This window comes from Vibrio sp. TRT 29B02, assembly GCF_050113655.1.
Taxonomy (GTDB): Bacteria; Pseudomonadota; Gammaproteobacteria; order Enterobacterales; family Vibrionaceae; genus Vibrio.
Map to the genome: position 1 here is coordinate 1 of NZ_JBNJOJ010000011.1, position 19,809 is coordinate 19,809.

Sequence of the window (19,809 nt, forward strand, 5' to 3'; positions counted from 1 at the left end):
CAGGAGCTTCTGCATGTTCTGCGACATCATGCTCTGGTGTCACCGCTTCCGGTTGCTCAGGCTCACTCTCAGGAGCTTCTGCATGTTCTGCGACCTCATGCTCTGGTGTCACTGCTTCCGGCTGGTCAGGCTCACTCTCAGGAGCTTCTGCATGTTCTGCGACATCATGCTCTGGTGTCACCGCTTCCGGCTGGTCAGGCTCACTCTCAGGAGCTTCTGCATGTTCTGCGACATCATGCTCTGGTGTCACCGCTTCCGGCTGGTCAGGCTCACTCTCAGGAGCTTCTGCATGTTCTGCGACATCATGCTCTGGTGTCACCGCTTCCGGTTGCTCAGGCTCACTCTCAGGAGCTTCTGCATGTTCTGCGACCTCATGCTCTGGTGTCACTGCTTCCGGCTGCTCAGTATCCGAATCAAAGAAGTGAGCAAAATTGTCCGTATCGTAATGTTGTCCATCAAAGCTCTCATTCATTGCCATCTCATGCTGACTTGCATCCATCATCAATCCATCAGCCCAGTCATTGTTACTAGGAGTCCAATCGGGTTCAGGTTGGATGTTAAGCGAATCAATCGCAGCTCTTGCTTGTTCGTCAAAGTTGACGTTGAGAGTTTCGTCGGCTTGCTGTTTTAACGCTTCTAAGTGAACGAAGTACTTTGAATATTCAGTACTAGTTTTAAGTGAGCCAGATACCAAACTCTCGGAATTATCTTCAATTCCCGTCAGGTGCTGCTCTAATTCAGCAATGCCAATACTAAATGCAGAGAATTGCTTATTCACGTCATCGTGGGGACTTTCTAGTAGCGCATCAAGTTCAGCTTTTTGATCTTCAGCCCATGCATGCAATAGATCGACTATCCCCTGATTATTGTTAGAAGGGGAGTCGTCGTTGTCATAGACTTGTTTGAACACGTCGTTTAGCAGGCTTTGGCTATCTACCTCTTTGACATCAGCAGATTGAGCGTTTTCAAGAGACTCAAATTGGAGATTTTCTTTGCCTTGATTAATAACAAGTGGGTCATTGGATTCTGTAATTGACCTGTCATAGTATTTGTTTAGGCTTCTTTCTCGTTTTATTTGGTTTGCGCTGACTCCAAGTAATCGGGCTTTCTCATCATATAACCTGTCTAGTGCAGTCGAATTGACTTCCATGCGCTCTTCGAACTTGGCAATAGGGTATTTGTCCATGTTCTGCTCAAGGTTGTGAATTCGACGAGTGAGTGAAGTTATCTTCGCATCTACCTTGTTTACTTTCTCATCAATAGTTGGAGAAATAAGTGACCCTAACTGTGCATCCAACTCAGTCATTGGTTCACTTTCTATTGAATTCTCATTTACTTCAACCACACCGTTCTCAATATTTTCGATGTGCTGTGTGATCGCGTCTTCGTATTGTTCAATCGTATCGTCAGCAACAACCATTGATGCCATTTCTTCGCTGGAAGGCGACCAATGTCGAGTTTGGACCATTGATTGGTATACGTCGTATTTCATCCCATAGTTTTTCTGAAAAACTTCCTGTGCGTGGCCAATAGACTCTTTCATGTGGTAGTAGTTAGGTAGGCGTTGCTCAGACAAGTTTTCAAGGGAAGGGCACCAGCCAAAATCTTTTTGTCGTTCTTTAGTCCAGTGCGGACTTACACTGAATTTCATGGTGCTTTCAATTTTGTTTTCAAATAGGTCTGTTACACGACGCCATGCTTCTTGCTGGCTATCTTCAACTCCATTATTTGCCAATTCTTGTTGTACGGCATTTAGAAGGTCGTCAATGTCCGAGCCTTTTTGGGATTGCTGGAAATTGAGTAAGTTCATCCCTTCAACATCACTCTCAAAATCATAGGCAATGTATGGCAAATTGACCGCTTGGTGGATTTCAATAGCTTTATCCATACCAATGTTGGTGTTTTTGCCATTTGGCTCGATCCCTTGCGCTTCTAACTCATGCCTTAAAAAACGCCTTTGCTGGTCACTGTTGAAAAGGTCATTATCTGCGAAGTTGACTATGGGCTTTGTAGGGTGCTCGTCTATGATTTTTTTCACAGCTGACGTTAAGTTTCCTACATCCAAAGCACAGACTATGGCTAGTTCAATACCTCTCTGTTTAGCCATTTCCATTTGTATTAGGCCGTTCTTGACTCCCTCTGACGTGCCGATGATACTAGCTGTTTTCGGGTCGCCAAGCGTGACTGAACATTTGTGCTTATAGCCATCACCAAGTCCTTGAAATAGTTTATTCGTACTGCTCCATTCGGGCTTGTTAGCTAGAAGCTCTTGAAATGCTTCTATGTTTTCTTCGACAGGTTTGTTTTCGATCACATTTGCAAGGGGGAGCCAGACGTTGCCTTCAGGACTTACTTTAAGGCCGTGGATATATTTCACAGCCAACTCAGCGACATTTGCTTTTCCGAAGTAGGTATCTTGGAGTTGTTCTGCATTGGTTACGTCTTGAAGAGTGTTATATACAGAAAACGCTTCTGCTCGTTTGACTGCATTCTCTTCTATCACTTGTGCCTCAAACGCTGCTCTTCGTTCAGCACTTAGCTTTTCTTCTTCTAGGTGCTGCAGCGCTCTTTCGGGCGTAAAATAGGGCTGAACTTCATTTTCTGTCTTAAGGTAGGCCGTTAATTCATTTGTGGAAGAACCATCTAGTGGATTACTTGTATGTGAGAAGAGAAACTCGTTGTAGTTGACGTGCTCAGCGCCATCATGCTCTGTTACGTTAACGATTAAGTGACTGAGTCCGTATTCACCAAATGATTCATCTCGTTTGATGTAGGCACTAATTTTCCCACGAACCCCTTTTTTATTGTTAACTCGGGCTTTTCGATATACTGATGAAGGGATTGAGTTGGTTGGAGACTGGCTCTCATTCTCCTGCCTAAAAGGGATGTCTGCAGCAATTACAGACATATCAATATTGATCTTATCGCCTAGATGTTGCAGTGCGTTAGCATTGTCGACTAACAACATCCTTAAGTAATGTTGGTCAAATGTACTGCCGAAACGCTGATTGATAAACTCTTGTACTTTCTCACCTGTATTACTAAACATCGCAGAGATTTCGTTATTGCGAGTAAGTGGTGTATTCGCGCTATGCATGATATTGACTTCGAAGGATTTAACGAATAGGTCTGCTGCGCTCTTCGCGTCGGAAATACTTACTTTTGCTGCTTTAAGGTCGCCACCAGCATTCATCTCTTCTATCGCAGTGTCGATCATTAATCTTGCATTCTTGGTGATGAGGTTAGCTTCATCGCTTTCAATGGCCTTTCGCCACGCTTCATTAACCTCAGTTTCCAGCTCGCTACTGAAGCGTTTTTGCTGGCCTCTCCCATTAAAGAAGGCATTAATTGACGAGTTCAGCTTTTGCGCCAGCGGTTCGTCTTTTCCCAGCTGTTGAAAAACAGAGTAAATCATCGCGCCTTTGACTAGATTTTGGAGCTGAATTCGTACAGGGTTTGTGTTGTTCTTATCGCTAGCGGCAATATCATTGTAGTTCGTGCTGTACATAAACAGCGTCTTGGGTTGCTTGGAACGAACGAGTAAGGGGATATGGACTGAATTTTTTCCATCCATGGTTGCAAAACGTCGGTTGCTCTTACCACTAATTACGTTTTCTAAGAATTGCTTCATGTTTAAATCTGTCATATATGAACCTCTGCGAGTGACGCGAGTTATTGCGCTATTTGCTTAATGAATTGCTTATAACTGCTAGGCAATTGCTCTATTGGTAGTTTGGTGAATGCCACTACTTGGATCATGTGCTCAATACACAGACCGACAATGTTTATGTCTTGTGTCGTTTCAATAGACCCAAATAATGTTGGGGTGTTTGGTAAGCATGACTGTACGCTTTGTTCGTCTTGCATTGATGTTGCCACGAGAAATTGTCCATGATATGCAAACTTGTTTGAGTTTATTGTGGCAATATCTTCGGTGGAGTTTTTCAGTAATTCATCCACAGCGGCATACATAATTCGGCCTTCGTTATAGCTTTTTGGCAGAGGAAAAATAATGGGGCTATTTTTAGCAATTGCTTCCATCATAAGCGTGATCACTTTGGTCACATTTTCGTCCGTTACTGAGGTTTTTCTAGAAAACTCATCTTCAATAACCGGCAATAGTTTCCACTCTAAGATTTCAATGGCTGCGGACTCGTATTTCGCACAGGTGTATGCTAAAGAACGCTGCTCGTTATACTCTATGTACGTATATGGTTGATGCTCCTTTTGCGCGTACAAAGAGCTTTCGGCCATAATTCTTAGTTCATACGATGCACTTTTGCAGGATAGAATCGATTTAGCTTCAGCATCGATACTTTGGTATCCGCTTTTGACTGAGATAATGCCTTTGGTTGCTTTGCAAATGACAACCTTGAATTGATAAATAGACTGTTTGACTGCTTTCTCGAACAGGTTGAACAACTCAGGCTTGTTACTGAGATTGTACGTTGTTTCTACTTCGATATTATTCAGCCTATCAATCATCCGTCGTACATGTTCAGGAGGGATGCTCACGCATATTCGTTCAGCATTTTTCAACTGTAAGAAGGTGTTAATAGGGCAGTGAGGGTTATTTTGGTTGGTATCGAGATACTCAATGCCATCTACAGAACCAATCGTGATGCATGGAACTTCACCAATTAAGCCGATTGATACATTTAAGGTCTCTAGCAAGCTTTTCAGAACAGGGTTCATTGCAATATCTGTACATGCTTTTATGTCAGTGCCATCATATAGGCTCGGATACCCCCTCATAACTGACATAATCACTAGTTTTTTCTGCACTGGAACATGTTCAGCAATTACTAACTGATCTAGGCTAGCATTTTCTCCAAGATCTACTTGATAGAACTTCAGTACCTCTTCTAAATTAGCTCCATTAAGCCTGTCAAAGAAGCGCATAGCGTCATAGTGTTTTTCTGACTTTCTAAGACAATTCAGCACATCTTCACGCTGCGTCTTTTGAACAAGCGTGATTTCGTTTTGATACTCTATAGTACTAGCCATCTTAGCTTCCCACCTTCAGACCAAGGGATTGAGGGGATAGCTTGTTTGCTATCTCTTTGATTGCATTGCCAATACTATGAGCAGTTTCTTTGATGTTGTCGCCGAGAGAATGGAACTCCACTTTAAGTTCATCGGATAGCTCGGCGTTTCTGGTCTCCAGCTTCGCGGCATGCTTGGAAATATCATCGCCAAGCGATTTAATATTTCCGACGTCTTTAGTTAAATTGCGTTGTGCCTTATCGAACGTTTTTTTGTCAGCGTACTGAAGGTCTTTAATTTGCGTGTTGAGAGTTTGGTTTATAGTTGTGATGTTATCTTGAAGTGCCCGAGCTGCTTCAGTTACGGCTTTCGGTGAAGAGTCAGGGTCTATGAGTGTCTGGATCTGTTTTTTACTGTCTTTGACAAGCGAGTTTACTACTCGGCCTGTGCTGAGTTTTTGAGTTACTTCCGTTAACCTCTGTGCAGTTGTTGGGCTCTCTTTTTTAGATTGACTCTTCTGATTCAGGAAGTGAGCTGTCGCAACCGCCAGAGCACTGATATTGGAGGCACCCTCCAGCTTTTGCTGACTAGGCTGCATCTGTACTTGTGGATCGTTTTTTATAACAGTTGTAGGTCTTGGTATTTTGATTCCACTCAAAGCTTGATTAAGCGATTTACTTTGTACTTGCATCATAAGCTCGTGCTGGAGGTTTTGCTCTTCTCTAAGTTCCTTTTCCAGATCTGCTTTCGTCGCTTCTATCTCTTCATTGCTTAGAGCATCTAAATGCTCTTTGGTTACTGTTGATTGAGTCGCCATAGATCACCTCAGTTGTTGTTTAAGTTGCAGACCAAGTGCGCTTTGCTCTCGAAGCATCAGGTCAAGTCGTCGATATTTTTGAAGGAGAGATTTAGATTCGTTTAAAGCAAGGAGTCTTAAAGCATCAGACGAGTATTCTGCGTTGGCCAGTTCTTTTGCTCTTGCCTTAATCGTTTCAGGTCGGTTGGCTTCTATAATAGGTGCGTCAATTGCATGTGCTGTCGATGTTGAACGCCTATCCGTAAGCTGCCGCTCTATATAAGCTTTGTACGTATTGGTAAAGAAATACTCGCTGAACTTAGATTCGACGTTATCAGCGAATAACTCTTGATCTAATGTTGCAGGGTGGGGAAGACTGACGTCTTGATTGAATACTAAGTCATTAACGTCTCTGAGTCGGTCTAGCTCGTCTTGGCTGATGGTTGTGTATTCAGTTAGTGTTTTGGCATATAGCATTACATCATCGGCCATAGACTCTATGATTTCTTTTTCATCACTATCTGCAGATACCACTTTCTTCGAGTAATAGTCTCCATCAGCGAATGAGCCTTTCAGAAACCTTGCCGTCATCTTAGAAGACTTATCACGTTTTGCTTGGTAGCCTAGGTTACAAAGTGCTTTAGCGTTTGGCCCGTCTTTACCCTCGTCACGTCCCAACAGGTCTCCAAAGGTTTGCAATGTTGAGCACAATGCTGGTGTGTTTGTAGGATGATAACGCTCTTCAGAGTAGGTGTTTTGAGTTGCGGAAATGGATGTGGTGCTTGAAGTGATTTTGGCGCTGTTGTTTGCCTCACTGTTACGTACCGCCATCATTGTTTGCAGATTGTCAGAGATCATCCTATCGACTTTAGCTAGTCTTCTTTCCGCAGCGATTAGGTAGCCTTTGATTTCTTTTAGATACCAGTTCATATCGCGCACCGGATCAACGATAGTCCAATACAGTACTGCATTGCTTGGTAGCGACAGCGTTATCAGGGTGGTGATACACGTCGCTTTAAATACTCGGCGTATCTTGTTCATATGCTATTTCACTTTCAATCTGGTGGGCTTCTGGAAGCAAGTGTTTTTCAACGTCAAGTTGCTTATTAAGGGCTAAGCGGCTTGGGTTTTTTAGCGACGCATATTGGCAGGCAGTTACGTTCATACAGATCACATCGTTTGGCAGCTCGACGAAGCGTGACCGTACTTCTACAGGAGTGGTTACTTGCGCGCCCCCGTTAAAGAGTAAAGTGGACAACGCACTAGCTAAGTAGATGTCTAGTTGCTGACTATTGACTTCGCTCATCTTGTAAGCTTTGTAGTAGTTTGAGTTAGTCTCTCGTTGAAATGAGGTCAACCCTTTCTCATCTTGCACAAACACCTTGCCATTCACTTTTAAGAGTGCTGCGTGAGGAATGTATTTGTTTTGTGTTATTGCAAACCATTGAGCTAACCCAAACACGTCCATTTCAAGAGCGGCATTCCCATATGGAGCTTTTATAGGAAACTTCTTGTAAGTGAGTGATGAAAGGTCTGTTTGCTTGTGTTTAGCAAGGCGTTCAATAGTCTCCATGATCCTTGTAAGTAGCATCGCAATTCCTAGAAACTTGGTGTATATTTAGTCATTATAGTTATTTTGGTATTATATCTCAAATGAAAGCAAGGGTTAGGAAAACAGCTTTATACAAACCAGCTGTCTATGCGAAATTACTTAATCGAGCGGATATATCACTTGCGGTTTTACTGCAAAACGATATAGAGATGAGCGATAAGTCGCTGGTGATCTCCCAGCATCTATCAAGCCATTTTGGGTTAATAATCGATGGAATGAATGTATACGTCGGAGTGCCGACTAAGCTTTGGGAGGGCTTTGAACGTATTAATTGGCAATCCTTCTCGATTGACTCGGAAGGGTTCTATTTAGTTCTCTATTTTGATATCGATGTTGAACGAGAGTCTAGGACACGTACAAGTTTCGGAAATCACTCTACAACTAAGGCTACGGTCGATAGGTTGGCTCTAAAATTCCCTTGCTCCCCATTATTTATAAACAGACTCTCCAATAGTTCGTTTGTCCATATCTGTGAGATGGATGCACAGAATGAAAAGACAACCACCCCCTCAATCCCAATCACCAAGATTGCTTACTCGAAAGGTTGATTAGTATGTTACGAAATATATGTATTACAGCATCTTTAGTGGCACTGAGCATTTCTGCCGTGCATGCAGACGATAAGCTGCATTCAATAGATAACGATAATATTGTGGTTGCCGAAAGAAGCACATCAGTGCCTCCTGTAGAATCATTAAGCATTCAGTTAGCCGAGGTATTGGGGCGCCCCGTATTAGTGCAGCAGGTAAGCGGTAGTGATTTATTCTCGGTCGCTTATGATGATAAGGTGTATTTCACGGATACATCTGGCAGTGTACTCATTAATGGCGATGTCATCACTTTGGCCGATAATGTTTTAGTTAGTGATATCATCAAGCATGAAATTCGCGTTTTGTATGAGAAGCAGCAGAAAATCAAGAACTCTCAGCTATCTTCTCTCGATTCGTTCTTGAGTACGTCTAATAAGAAACCAAGTCCCAACTTATCATCATCACAAAGTCAATTAGGAATGGGTTCGCAGTCATTGGGAGAAAGTATTGCTGAATCCAAGACGTCTGCAACGACATCTATCGATGAGAAGAATGTAATTCTACCCCAAGCAAGCATGAGTAGCGCAGATCTAACGGCTTCAATTGCTATAAGTAAAAAACAACGTCAGCAGTTGGAGGGAGAGCGTCAGTGCTTAGAAAAAATGACCAAAGCAAATGATTTAAAAGAACTCTACCAGACATTCTATTACATGGATAAAGAGGAACGTATTACTTGTGGTAAAGCCTATGCCGCAGCAAAAGTGCCATTTACTGATGATGCACAGTACATTGTTTATAAGGCAGAGAATGAAAAGGATGTCATTACTATGTTCTCTGATTATACCTGTAGCATCTGTGTCAAAGACCATAAAAATATCCAAGAGCTTAACGCACGAGGTGTAACTGTTCGTGTCGCACCGTTTGGGCGCGGTGAGTATAAGAATGTAGTTAAAGCAGCTAGTGGTGATTACACATACGGAGAAGGCTACTCCATTCTTGGGAAAAACTATAATGCACTGGCTTGTGGGACAGATGATCCTATCGAGCGAAAAGCGATGTTCGGGGAGTTAATGGAAAACCCTTATAAGTACACAAATAGCATCTTGCCGCAGGCAGAAACGACATCTACAGATGGAGTTTGTACCGCTAATTTAATGCGCGAGAAGATCGTCATGGACCTCTATACAACTCGTGGAACGCCTTTCTATGTGTTTAGTGATGGTTCCACTGTGCGTGGTGGTATGGGCGTGAATCAAATAGTGTCTCGTTTACCAGCGAATTAAATTGGTACGGACCACCAAATAACCTAACTAATGAAGTAAAAAAGCCCTCAAGTTGCTATAGAACTAGAGGGCTTTTTTTGTTTGTAGGTGTTTTTCAGAAAAACCACTCTAATAAGCCATGAAGTTGTTTGCGTCAGAGTCAGGTGCAAAGCTTGTTTCCATTCTCCTGTCCTGTACGACTTTCTCTAGTGCGATCTCTTGCTCGCTTACGTGTTTTACTGTTATTGGATTTTCAGAGGCAATGATACTTTTAATTCCCCTTTCATAAATATCAGGCACTAATCTTTGAGCCTTAGATCTAATTCTAGAAACAGAGCTGTCATCAAGGTAAGAGCCTGTAAAAAAGACCTTTTCGTACTTTTGTGCAGCCGATGAAATCGTCGAAGCAAACGCATTTTCGTCTAACGACAAGTGCAGCATTAGCTCACAGGCTGGCCTTAGCTCACCTATTGGTAATGGTTCATCAATTGCTAATATGCTTCCTAAAGACGTTCGAACTTCTAAAGCGTGATGGCGATTCGATACCGCTGATTCATTAATCTTGTAGACGTATCGTTCAATATCGTTTTGATAAGGAGTCAGGTTGTAGATGGCGTAGTGAGCAGAGTCCAAGACTGTTTCAGATATGTGTTCGCTGTACAGTAAGTTAGTTTGTGGCAACACAGGTGAGTCTGTTCTTATGTATGACAACCTTCGCGCCTGATACAAGTCCTGCATTGCATTGTGAATATTTGTGATATTTTGAAAAGCAGCCAGCATGGTAAGATTTCTGGTTACAGCTGGTAGTGGTTGAAGAACGGCATCTAAGTTCTTTTCGAGAGCTTCAGGGTAGCGCGTGTAGTACTCCTGTCCTTTGTGGGCAATGGTGTAATTCTGTAGCTGGTTTAATCGCCCTCTGTCCTCGATGCTCTTCGCTAGCGTTATGCTAGTTGTCGTCAGCACTCCTCTAGGCTCAAGCTTACTGAGTTTGAGATTGAGCATTCTTATATACGCTCCTTCATTTGCTAATTGATGGTTCACTGGCACTGGTCTACTAAGCGCATTTTGAATGCCGTCTTTAGTAAGCTCTGATATATGAATACGCTGATGGGTAGCTCTTGGGGTTATGGCTTGAATATGCTGAGCGATCAGTTCACCTTGAGCATCATTATCTGTAGCTATAATCAACGTTTGATCCGGACTATTTTGAAGAGCTATTTGTTTAACCAAGTTGGGGTTTTTAGCTACCAAACCGATAGATTTGTTGATGTATTGGTAATCAAACAAATGTCCATAAGTTGCCATTACATCTATACCACTAGCGCGTTGTATAGCGCTAGCGGCAAGTGGGCTTTCAGAAATAATGATTCGTCTACCATTCATAACCAGAAAATGGGTCTCGGTTGTTGAATAGCTGATTGTGGAATGTTAAGCAAGAAGCGGCTTGGAAGTTACCGTTGAGATGGCCATAACACGCCTTTTCAATGGTACTACATGGTACATTTTTACGGCTTCCACCTTCATAAACAGAACAGATGCGTTCGTTCTGTGTAATCTTTTGCGCCAGCGAGAGTTCGGTACAATAGTTCGTTTTTCCATTCACAGTACATGCCTCTTGTTGAAGCGAACGCAGCTCAGCAGTGCAGGCACCAATAACCGGATAGCGAACATTAGTTCCTTCTTCTCTCTCCCAGCGCACAATGCATTGTTCGCTTTGCTTTGTGTAGCGACCACATTCAATCGGCTCAAATGGACTGCTATAGTTATTGCTTTTGATGTAGCACTTATTGAGATCTGAGGGGTTTTTAGCAATCTCACACGGGACTGCTATTCGTTTGCCTGCAGGGTCAGTTGTATAGCACGTTTGATTACTTTGGTCAGGTTGAGCCATAACATCATCGCGCCAGTTGTAATCGTCACCAACGTCATTCTTAATTTTGTCTAACTCATCGTTCAAGTCTAAACCCAAATTGACCTCATCCGTAAGGTTATCAGGGATCTGTTCGTTTACATCGTCAATGAGTTCATCGATAGTCTTATCTTTCACTTCTTGAATTTCCTCACATATCGCGCCTGATAATCCAGCCGTGATATCTGAAATGGATGGCAAGCCAATCATATCGAAACTCAATTCGCACGTTTCGAATGGATTGAACCAGTTTGACGGGTTTCCGCTTTTATCATCCAAATCACATTCATAATCGAGTGATGGGAGAGGGAGCTTGATTGAGATCTTGTCGCAAACGTTATTGATTTCAAGCGTCCACTTTTCATCCATCGCTATTGCTGTAGAAAGGTTTGATAGAAAAACCAAACCCAAGAGAATCCATTTAGTCATATCTTTCTTCCATTAACTGTTTGTAGTATTGCTATTTTGTTCACGACCGCGACTCTATCTGTAATTGTCTTGGAGTTGACGCAAGGAGGGGTAATTAATGCACTCTGGAAGGCTATCTCATAAATGGCATACCCATAGTCTTCGTTATCCAAACCTAGAAATGCTAAAGCAGTAATAGAGTCTATAAAAGGAAGGTAAGCCAGTAGGCGAATGAGGTCTTCGATAAGCTTTGTATCATGTTCTGTAAACGGTTTTCTGCAAACGGAAGGAAGTTTTTCGAATGTGGCTAGTAACTCAGTAACACTGACTTTAACCGCCCAATCTTCTCGTGTTTCTAATGACCGGAAGTAATTGAGAGTGCTTGAGCTATATTGCTCAATGTATTTATCTTTAAACGATATGTAATCACTGAAATCTTTCTTCAAGGTGTTGGGCATGACTTAACCGTTAGTGTGATATATAATATTAATACTGATATTAGCACGGATGATTAACGAATGAAATTTACAGATTCAATAGGTGTTAGCGGGCTAGTTGAGCAGAATCTTAGCAATCTGATTCAAAACTCTTCGGCTTCAGTTAATCCCGAACAAGTAATGAACGTCGATGCTTTCTTTTCTAAACTTTCCTTCTTTCACGATATGAGTGTAAAACCAGAGCTTCAAGAGCTTGTCCATAACTTCAATCAGCCTATTTTTGACTTTGATGAAATGAAAGTCCGTGCAATGTCTGATGCTGAACTGGAAGAAATGGCAGCGCAAATGCAGCTGGATAGCGGGTTGGAACTATGAACAGAAGAAGTTTAGCTATTGCATTATCGGCATGCTTATTTACGTCGCAAGCCTCTGCTGTGGTGTGTACCGATCCTGCTGGTAATGCTCTCCACATCCAAGAGATGCTAAAAGATGCGGCTCTTTGGGCAGAGGAAAAATCCATGTGGGTTGCAGGGATGGCGTCTGACAAAGCACTGAGCATTTACGAGACCATGAAAAATGAGTATTTCGCTAGTGCAAATATTTCCTCTCAAACAACAGCAGTAAGCTCTACAGCAAATGCTGCTTCTGAGGAACGCTACGCGACTTCTCCAACAGCTTGCGAAACTTTTACTCGTGTTAAAGCATTTGCTGACTCTTTTGATAATGTGTGTGAAAACCCCGTATCCAAAGCAATGTTCGAGCACACACAGGCTCAAATTACGGACTGTGGCGTTGGAGGCTCCGGCCTGAACTGTGGTCGAGTGGCTAAGCAGCGAGGTATTGTTACCAATAAACTTGCGACGGCTATTAACGAGAAGGATGGAGATGCGCTTGTTTTGATGCTAGACGGTGCGCAATTGTTGGGTTTAAGTGACATTCCAATGCAACCGGATAACAGGGATGAAAATGCTGTGGCATTCGCGTTACTTTTAGGTATGGATGAACCAGTAAATTTACCTCGCAATGCGGACGGCTCTCTTCCTGATGGAACTGACAAGCATTCATCGAAACGAATGAGTGATTGGGCTACTGGCCATGTTTATCGCTCTGTTGCTAACTCTGCACTGACCAAGGTTAAACAGATGCACGAACCGACTCCGGACGGAAAAGCGTCATTAATGGCTCAACTGAAAGAGCGAGTCGATTACTACAATAGCCCTGAGTTTCTTAAACTGCTGACCAACACGAACGACAAAGATCAATTGCCATCAAATTGGGAGATGCTGTCACCCGCTCAAAAACACGACTGGAACCGTAAAGCCTCGGCAGATAAGAAGCTCGTATCGAGCGAACAAGTCTTACGCATGCTTGGTGAAATGCAAATGCTTTCCCTGCAGCTGGAATACTTCACATTAGAGTCGGCGTACACAAATACGTCACTAAATGCTCTCCAATTAAAGCTACGCTCCCTATAGGTTTTCTATGAACGAAGATGAACTGCCAGTCTCTGACTTAGAGCGTGTCTTAGACATACTATTAGCTAAAGATATCCCCGCTCTCTATTTCCTATTCGAGCGTCTAGCTCTCGCATTGTCTGCGGTGTATTTCTTATCTGCATGTATGAGTTTCTTAAAGGTTCGAGCCTTAACGGGCCATTACTCAATGAGTTCTATGCAGATGTCAGAAGCATCGCCCGTTGAGATTTTTGCTAAGTTTGGGGCATGTGTATTCCTCGGGAGTTTCGGACTAGGGCAGGCTGTCATCAGTAATACGCTCTTTCTAGGGAACTTCGAGCCATATTCAATCGAAGTCATTCGGTCAATTAGTTGTTCAGTGGACGATATGTCAGGTTGTGTGCATTACGAATTAGGCGTTTTTGCAGATGGCTCTTGGACAAAGGCAACGATCAATGAAACATTCTTCGAGTTCTTTACGGGGTTGCTCGCTATTACAGGAACTATTTGTTACTTCCTCGGTTGGGTAAGCTTTGCCAAGTTGGGCTCTCAACGTGCTCCGAAAACATTCTGGCAATGTGTTATTCAAATAGCGATAGGTGCGTTGCTAATGAGGCCAACCGAGTCTTGGCAAATGATTACAGGAGGTTTCGGTGTTTGAAAATACGCTTTTTGATGCAATGCTAAACCCGTCAATAATGCACTGGCTTGCACTTATGTTTGGCGAGTGGATCTATGAATTGTCTAGTGCAGATGTTCCGATCGATCACCCTGTCTCACCTTTCATGGTTGTATTAGCGACTTTGTCTGTTTGTGCGATCATTGCTTTCGTCATTCTTGTTACCTTTTTGGGTGGAAGGGCTATCATTTCGGCTGGAGCAACAGGAGTCATCGCATCGCAAACAAGCCCTTTTTGGCACTTGAGGGTATTAGCTTCTGTTGCGTTGTTACTTCCTACCAATTATGCAATGAGTGAGCTAGATGAATACAACGTTTCCGTGTCGCAAGGTCAGGTTGGAGTTATCCAAGCCTCATTGTGGGGAGGCGGTGTTGCTGACGTCATGTATCAAATGTCTACAAGCAGTTTGCTTAAATACAATGTGTCGGGCAGTCCTGCTCTTGATAACACGGTAATGAAATCAAACGAACTGGCTAAGGCGTTTACTTGCAACGAGTTTTACTTCAAGAATGTTGGGGTAGCCAACGGTCAAAGCAAGATATACTACGTAGTCTCATCTAATGATTCTTCCGTCGCGACAAGTGGTATTGTTGGGATCGATAGCGTAGCTGAAATCGATGTAGCAAATGTTGACTCAATGACTTCTCCAGCGACGGTGCAAGTTATGCTGGGGGGGCCGAAAGCGTATTGTGGTGATTTTTCCATGAGTCTTAGCGAGATCAACAAAGAAGATTCAGATTCATTTATTGGCACCCTTAGTCGTTCTCTATACGCAGGTTTGAAGCATGTAAGCAATGTGTCCACCAATGTATCTCAGATGTCTCTAATTCGTTCCTTAGACATATATGAGGTGTTTGCTGACCGCTATTACCAAATGTTTGCAGGAACCAACGCTGACTCATTAGTTGAAACGTCAATCTCAGAATCTGGAGATAACAGCATAGATTCAACGATGACAATAAATGCTGGTGGTCTCCAGTCAGCATCAGCCAAGTCTCTTGAAGAGCGCGTTGCTGCGACAACTGACGCACTAAACTACCTTGCAATCTATCTGAGCTACAAACAGCGCTCGATAGCCAGTGAAACATCAAAAAGGTTCTATGCGGAGATTACTGGCGTAGAAGATAGTGGAGGGAGTTTAGAAGGTTTTTCTGAAAAACTTTGGAATGACCACATGAGTGATTACATCTCAGCTGGAATGTTCTGGTCAGTGTTCCACAACCTTTCAGAAGTCATGTATGCCAGTGGCCGTCAATTGAATTCGTTTTCTCTTGCAAATAGCGATATCGAGCAAGCACGCTTGTGTCAGGATGCAAATATTTTGCAGCGAGGCTGGAATGCAGTGGCTAGCGTGTTTAGTGACGAACGTTTCCTTTGTGAAGCATCTCAGCATGTAATTGAAGGTTTCAATGTTGTAGTAGCCCATGCAGCTACAAAAGCAAAAGTAACATTACCAGATACGATTACTACTAGCACTGGTTCAGTTCCCGTCGAAAAAGGTATGTGGCGCAGCTTTTTCTCTGCAGCAAGCCAAGATAACCCTATGAATGGTGCTGATGTCGACTTTCTATTAGTCGGATTAATTAACCTGATAGAAAATGTCTGGTCAGCTAGTCTTTGGTTTGGTAACGACAATGCTGTAGTCGGTGGAGGCATTTCAATGGATCGCTCCCTGCTAGCTGGTAACGATGCAATAATGCTCGACTTAAATGGTACTACAAGTCCATTCTCACTCCTTACACAATTGGGACAAGAAACGCGAGATTTAGCCTTCTTAGTGAAAAGTGTTTACGTATTACTTAAGTCTTTTGTCGAGGCTATCAAGCTCACAACAACTGCAGCTGCTCATGGAATGATGTCTAGTCCCGTAGGTATGGGATTTTCGTTCGTCACATTTTGGGTAACACTAGGCTCAACAATTTTATCTAATACAGCAGCAGAGATAGTAGATGTTGTTATTACGCTCTATGGCATTCTAGTCACTTCAAGCCTTGCAATTACCTACGCAGTTCCATTGATTCCCGTTGGCGGTTGGGTATTTATCATTGTAGGTATTTTGTACGCAATTGGAGCAGCAGCTGCATCTATAAACTTTGGCGCTATTTTAATGGCTCTTCCAAAAGGGGACGGGGTGTTTGCGCCTGATACTGAGCGTATTGTCAGTCTGGTTTATGGGATATTCATACGTCAGGCTCTGATTGTTGTAGGCTTCATATTTCACCTTACAATTGCTTATGTTGGGCTTTCTGTACTTAACCTGATCTGGATAGGGACATTCCTAAATAAGTTCGACAATCTATCGCTGTTGGACGGTATATTTTGGGTGTTTGCATTTTTTATTGGTTACGTCCTTTTCGCCTTTTTCTTGTGCCTGTATGCGTTCAAGGTAATTGGAAATATCGTCGATACTGTTGGTGTATGGGTGTCTACCCATTTGGTTGGTGGTGCGTTTGGTTCGAACCATGATGACATCCAAGCGTCAACTAGCGGGTTTAGTCAGTTGTCAGGCAAGCTTGATGACCTCGCTAAATCAGTCAACCGTACAGGCTCAAATTCAACGCAATCACCTCAATCGTCAAATTCGCGCAGTTCAACCGAACCGTCTAGCAATCCTAAACAAAACCCATGGAATAACGTTAACGCATGAGCAATGAAATGAAAGACAAAATCGATCCTGTTTCGGTTCAAGCGGTGCTGAATACTTTGGAGCAGCAAAGTCCCACAGGAGATAGTGTTGCGCAATCTAACGAACCTACTTTGCCTTTAACTCCCATTGATAGGGAAGTGAAGGCGACTCAGGTTAACGTGCAACAAAACATCGATCAGATTAATATTCATGTTCCACCGGCATTACCGCCGTCAACTCAGACAGTATTGGAAAATAGCCCACCACCAATTGAAGTTAAAGTGACGGTAAATCACCAAAGCATTGCTTATAAAGTCGGTAAGTGGGGGTGGCAGTTGATTGATGGTTGCACTCTCGTGCATCTGCGTAGCAATCAGCCGCTCTACAGGAACTATCTTGGAACAATCAAGAATGACTTGGTACTTTTGTACCGTGGCCATGAATCAATTGACAGCTTGGACTGGCTTGGGCATCAGAATCTTCCGATCCGCAAGACTCTCCAATCGATTGAACATCCTGACGTGATGGCTCAACGAATTGAGGGTAACTTTGCCAAAATTCGATTCGTGCTACTGGTGATGATGGTTGCGTTCTTAGGTTTGCTCATTGGTTATATTGTGGATACATATGAACTTATATTTGTAGAGCAGCTTTCCTTTCTAGCCCTGCTAAATAACTTGTACTTAATGTCAACGACATTACTGTTTGCCTACTTTTACTATGCCTATGCATACCACTCATTTGCGCTTTCTCATGATCGCTTCATGCTTCAAAGTGATTTTCACAAAGCACTAAAAGCATTTAGGCGAGATGCATGGTTTCCATTCTTTAAGGAGTTCTGATGCAAAAAAAGGGAGCACACGCTCCCTTTTTTAATTGCCCTTAGTGGTTACTTCAATTTGGAATCAATAACTTTGGCCAACAAAATACTTGCTGCGAATAGCATTAATCCTGCCGCTACGTGCTGTGATGGCGTTCTAAGACCCAAAGTAATAGCCATACCACCAAATTCAAAAGGGCTCATTGTGAGGCCGTCTAACGTCGTAATGCGGTCAATTCCTCTGTCCCACAGTTTCCCTAAGTTGTTTAAGTAGAGAAGATATAGCGTTGAGGCATGATTAAAGAAGTAATTTCCTACGCCCAAGATGATAATGGTCGCGCACACAGCAATTCGTGCAAAAATGTTAGTCCCATTGCTTGGAATCAACACACCTAGTAGTTTTGTGAACGCAATTGGTAGCGCGTAAAAGAAACGACGAACTAACGAAGTGTATAAGAGGGTGAACGCCACCATTGGAACACCGACTAAATAGTACAATAATCGTGTCATATTCTGTCCTTATGCTCTGTCTGATGGCGTAACGTGTATCACTAATTTAGAGGCTGATACTCTTCAGCGTCGTTCACAGTTATGTCAATCAAACGTTGTTGTTTGTTGAAGACAAAATCTACTCCTTGCTTGTAGATTTCCGAATTGTCTTTATAGCTATAACGATAACGATAAATCGTTCTGTTATCAGGATATTCAATTGCTTGAGGATATCCAAATACTTCTTTCACGGTTTGCTGTGTTGATAGACCAACTGATAATCTTTCCAGCTTTGCAAAGTTGATTGGCCTACCTGTTTGTTCAGGAGTTGCACAACCAACTAGAGCCGATGTCAAAAGCAATGTTGTCAGGATACTTTTACTGAAAAACTGCATAATCTTCTTGATTCCCAAAATGACTAGTTAATAGTAGCACAATTACGGATAGTAGCAATAGATGTTTGCAAGACCGACCGCATTTACATCGTCTATGTAAGCTCTAGTTTGTGCGCTGTAAGTCTTCATTCTTGTAATCCAGTTTGAGCCGGATTCATCTGCATAGAATTCGTTAATATTGTTATTGATAGTGATATTGCCCTCATCAAGAAAGTATGTTGTCCACTTGATAGGAATTAATATCATTCGAGCAGCCCCCGTAGCTCCACAAGTCGGCATAGGAACTGAAGTGTTAGCGGTCGTGACTACAGCCCCTTTTTGAACGAAATTGGGTAGCCTTTCTGATAATCGAGCTTCGTTGAGTGCGCCAAGTGCGATATCTTGAAATCGACTCGTCCCATCAATATCAATTAGATAGTTAGGGTCATTGGCATCATAGATATTACCTGTAGTAAAAATATGCCCTTCACTTAACGTTGTATGGTTAGTGGCGTTTCCGACACGTAGTTCACCAGCGATTATGTTTTGGATATTTGCATCTAACTGCTCAAAATAGTCGGTTTGGATACTTTCGAGATAGCTATTGTCTGACCGAAGAGATTTAGTTGTGATCTCTTCTGCAGCATTAAGAGACTCTATTTCACTGGTGCCGTCAGGTTCTAAAAAGCGCGTAGTTGAGACCGTATTGGATGCTCGGTCATATGCCGAAAATCGTTCGGCACTAACGATGTTTGCCCCTCGAACATCGCCTGCCGAGTCAAAAATAATCGACGCCCCATTTGTTAGATGCTCATCACCAGTAATAGGTGAACGACCATCTGTACGTTGATAGGGTGTATTTGCGATGTTTAGGCCGATTTCCATCGAAATAATAGCGCTAACAGGATCAACTCGAAAGAATGTGTTGGTAGCGCCTGCAGAACTAAACGATACTGCACCTTCTGCTTTTGTTGATAAAGTGGCTGCAACCAAGGGTTCGACATTGCCGCGAATAACCACCCCTCTCGCAGTGTTCGAGCGGTCGAGATACTGGAAAGACACGACTAAGTTAGTTCCATCATTATTGACAGTGAATCGATACACTTGGTCATCACCAACAATAGGCCGTTCGACGTAGTCACACGGTAAGTAGTTGCTTGGAGCCAAACCACCTGAACAGGTGGTTTGCTTCAACCAGCTTAGCCCAACATGAACAGCACCATTGTTAAAGGGTTGTCCCGCTGTACTAAATTGTTCATGGGGGGCGAGCAAACCGGTTGCTGGATCGCCTGCACTCGATATGTAGCGAACTACTGCATTTGCGATCTCTCCAAGTCGTTTTGCTTGGGTCTCGTATGCGGTGTTTTTGATATCTTCAACTTGCTTCGATTGCCAGCTGAGCATTAAAGAACTAAACAAAATAGCAG

Annotated in this window: 17 protein-coding genes; 6 read left to right on the top strand and 11 right to left on the bottom strand. The window is 42.9% G+C overall.

All coding sequences use genetic code 11. The annotated features are described in order from the left end of the window. The 5 genes from ACQEXT_RS08470 to ACQEXT_RS08490 all read right to left on the bottom strand — a co-directional run. A partial coding sequence (locus tag ACQEXT_RS08470; protein WP_426951499.1) for a hypothetical protein occupies window positions 1-3,646 on the bottom strand: 3,646 nt, incomplete at its 3' end. A gap of 26 nt (window positions 3,647-3,672) precedes the next feature. After that, complete coding sequence (locus tag ACQEXT_RS08475) at window positions 3,673-5,007, bottom strand: hypothetical protein (RefSeq protein ID WP_426951500.1); 1,335 nt, start codon at window positions 5,005-5,007, stop codon at window positions 3,673-3,675. Between the two features lies 1 nt (window position 5,008). Next, window positions 5,009-5,803, bottom strand: coding sequence for a hypothetical protein (locus ACQEXT_RS08480; RefSeq protein ID WP_426951501.1), 795 nt, complete (start codon window positions 5,801-5,803; stop codon window positions 5,009-5,011). Window positions 5,804-5,806: 3 nt separating this feature from the next. Further along, window positions 5,807-6,823, bottom strand: a complete 1,017-nt coding sequence (locus ACQEXT_RS08485) for a hypothetical protein (RefSeq protein ID WP_426951502.1) — start codon at window positions 6,821-6,823, stop codon at window positions 5,807-5,809. Then, on the bottom strand, window positions 6,798-7,373 hold the full coding sequence (locus ACQEXT_RS08490) for a hypothetical protein (RefSeq protein ID WP_426951503.1): 576 nt from the start codon (window positions 7,371-7,373) through the stop codon (window positions 6,798-6,800). The genes ACQEXT_RS08485 and ACQEXT_RS08490 overlap by 26 nt, the downstream gene beginning before the upstream one ends. Before the next feature lie 574 nt (window positions 7,374-7,947). Between ACQEXT_RS08490 and ACQEXT_RS08495 the strand changes: the two genes are divergently transcribed. Continuing rightward, window positions 7,948-9,207, top strand: a complete 1,260-nt coding sequence (locus ACQEXT_RS08495) for a hypothetical protein (protein ID WP_426951504.1) — start codon at window positions 7,948-7,950, stop codon at window positions 9,205-9,207. Window positions 9,208-9,315: 108 nt separating this feature from the next. Here ACQEXT_RS08495 and ACQEXT_RS08500 read toward each other — a convergent pair whose 3' ends face one another. The 3 genes from ACQEXT_RS08500 to ACQEXT_RS08510 are packed head-to-tail and all read right to left on the bottom strand — an operon-like array spanning window position 9,316 to window position 11,961. Further along, on the bottom strand, window positions 9,316-10,569 hold the full coding sequence (locus tag ACQEXT_RS08500; RefSeq protein ID WP_426951505.1) for a toprim domain-containing protein: 1,254 nt from the start codon (window positions 10,567-10,569) through the stop codon (window positions 9,316-9,318). After that, entirely contained in the window at window positions 10,559-11,524 is a 966-nt protein-coding gene (locus tag ACQEXT_RS08505) for a hypothetical protein (protein ID WP_426951506.1), read from the bottom strand. The genes ACQEXT_RS08500 and ACQEXT_RS08505 overlap by 11 nt, the downstream gene beginning before the upstream one ends. After that, window positions 11,521-11,961 (bottom strand): hypothetical protein, encoded by a 441-nt coding sequence (locus tag ACQEXT_RS08510; protein ID WP_426951507.1) that lies wholly within the window; start codon window positions 11,959-11,961, stop codon window positions 11,521-11,523. The genes ACQEXT_RS08505 and ACQEXT_RS08510 overlap by 4 nt, the downstream gene beginning before the upstream one ends. A gap of 60 nt (window positions 11,962-12,021) precedes the next feature. Between ACQEXT_RS08510 and ACQEXT_RS08515 the strand changes: the two genes are divergently transcribed. Genes ACQEXT_RS08515 through ACQEXT_RS08535 form a run of 5 tightly spaced genes read left to right on the top strand, consistent with a single transcriptional unit; the run spans window position 12,022 to window position 17,541 of the window. Then, entirely contained in the window at window positions 12,022-12,315 is a 294-nt protein-coding gene (locus ACQEXT_RS08515) for a hypothetical protein (protein ID WP_426951509.1), read from the top strand. Continuing rightward, a complete protein-coding gene (locus tag ACQEXT_RS08520; RefSeq protein ID WP_426951511.1) occupies window positions 12,312-13,415 on the top strand; it encodes a hypothetical protein in 1,104 nt (367 codons plus the stop codon). The genes ACQEXT_RS08515 and ACQEXT_RS08520 overlap by 4 nt, the downstream gene beginning before the upstream one ends. 7 nt (window positions 13,416-13,422) lie before the next feature. Continuing rightward, a complete protein-coding gene (locus ACQEXT_RS08525; RefSeq protein WP_426951512.1) occupies window positions 13,423-14,055 on the top strand; it encodes a hypothetical protein in 633 nt (210 codons plus the stop codon). Continuing rightward, entirely contained in the window at window positions 14,048-16,720 is a 2,673-nt protein-coding gene (locus ACQEXT_RS08530; protein ID WP_426951513.1) for a hypothetical protein, read from the top strand. The genes ACQEXT_RS08525 and ACQEXT_RS08530 overlap by 8 nt, the downstream gene beginning before the upstream one ends. An 8-nt stretch (window positions 16,721-16,728) precedes the next feature. Continuing rightward, window positions 16,729-17,541 carry a hypothetical protein gene (locus ACQEXT_RS08535; RefSeq protein ID WP_426951514.1) on the top strand — a complete coding sequence of 271 codons (813 nt, stop codon included), beginning with the start codon at window positions 16,729-16,731 and terminating at the stop codon, window positions 17,539-17,541. Window positions 17,542-17,588: 47 nt separating this feature from the next. On the opposite strand, the gene ACQEXT_RS08540 is transcribed toward ACQEXT_RS08535, so the two are convergent. Genes ACQEXT_RS08540 through ACQEXT_RS08550 form a run of 3 tightly spaced genes read right to left on the bottom strand, consistent with a single transcriptional unit; the run spans window position 17,589 to window position 19,786 of the window. Beyond that, entirely contained in the window at window positions 17,589-18,029 is a 441-nt protein-coding gene (locus ACQEXT_RS08540) for a hypothetical protein (RefSeq protein ID WP_426951515.1), read from the bottom strand. Between the two features lie 41 nt (window positions 18,030-18,070). Continuing rightward, entirely contained in the window at window positions 18,071-18,403 is a 333-nt protein-coding gene (bamE, locus tag ACQEXT_RS08545; RefSeq protein ID WP_426951516.1) for an outer membrane protein assembly factor BamE domain-containing protein, read from the bottom strand. A 42-nt stretch (window positions 18,404-18,445) separates the two neighbouring features. Further along, window positions 18,446-19,786: a type II secretion system protein gene (locus ACQEXT_RS08550; RefSeq protein ID WP_426951518.1), complete on the bottom strand. Its 1,341-nt coding sequence runs from the start codon at window positions 19,784-19,786 to the stop codon at window positions 18,446-18,448. Between the last annotated feature and the right edge of the window lie 23 nt (window positions 19,787-19,809).

Bases quoted from the DNA above. Each gene is read 5' to 3' on its own strand.
- ACQEXT_RS08475 (WP_426951500.1), bottom strand. From the start codon at position 5,007: ATGGCTAGTACTATAGAGTATCAAAACGAAATCACGCTTGTTCAAAAG.
- ACQEXT_RS08480 (WP_426951501.1), bottom strand. From the start codon at position 5,803: ATGGCGACTCAATCAACAGTAACCAAAGAGCATTTAGATGCTCTAAGC.
- ACQEXT_RS08485 (WP_426951502.1), bottom strand. From the start codon at position 6,823: ATGAACAAGATACGCCGAGTATTTAAAGCGACGTGTATCACCACCCTG.
- ACQEXT_RS08490 (WP_426951503.1), bottom strand. From the start codon at position 7,373: ATGCTACTTACAAGGATCATGGAGACTATTGAACGCCTTGCTAAACAC.
- ACQEXT_RS08495 (WP_426951504.1), top strand. From the start codon at position 7,948: ATGTTACGAAATATATGTATTACAGCATCTTTAGTGGCACTGAGCATT.
- ACQEXT_RS08500 (WP_426951505.1), bottom strand. From the start codon at position 10,569: ATGAATGGTAGACGAATCATTATTTCTGAAAGCCCACTTGCCGCTAGC.
- ACQEXT_RS08505 (WP_426951506.1), bottom strand. From the start codon at position 11,524: ATGACTAAATGGATTCTCTTGGGTTTGGTTTTTCTATCAAACCTTTCT.
- ACQEXT_RS08510 (WP_426951507.1), bottom strand. From the start codon at position 11,961: ATGCCCAACACCTTGAAGAAAGATTTCAGTGATTACATATCGTTTAAA.
- ACQEXT_RS08515 (WP_426951509.1), top strand. From the start codon at position 12,022: ATGAAATTTACAGATTCAATAGGTGTTAGCGGGCTAGTTGAGCAGAAT.
- ACQEXT_RS08520 (WP_426951511.1), top strand. From the start codon at position 12,312: ATGAACAGAAGAAGTTTAGCTATTGCATTATCGGCATGCTTATTTACG.
- ACQEXT_RS08525 (WP_426951512.1), top strand. From the start codon at position 13,423: ATGAACGAAGATGAACTGCCAGTCTCTGACTTAGAGCGTGTCTTAGAC.
- ACQEXT_RS08535 (WP_426951514.1), top strand. From the start codon at position 16,729: ATGAAAGACAAAATCGATCCTGTTTCGGTTCAAGCGGTGCTGAATACT.
- ACQEXT_RS08540 (WP_426951515.1), bottom strand. From the start codon at position 18,029: ATGACACGATTATTGTACTATTTAGTCGGTGTTCCAATGGTGGCGTTC.
- bamE (WP_426951516.1), bottom strand. From the start codon at position 18,403: ATGCAGTTTTTCAGTAAAAGTATCCTGACAACATTGCTTTTGACATCG.
- ACQEXT_RS08550 (WP_426951518.1), bottom strand. From the start codon at position 19,786: ATGCTCAGCTGGCAATCGAAGCAAGTTGAAGATATCAAAAACACCGCA.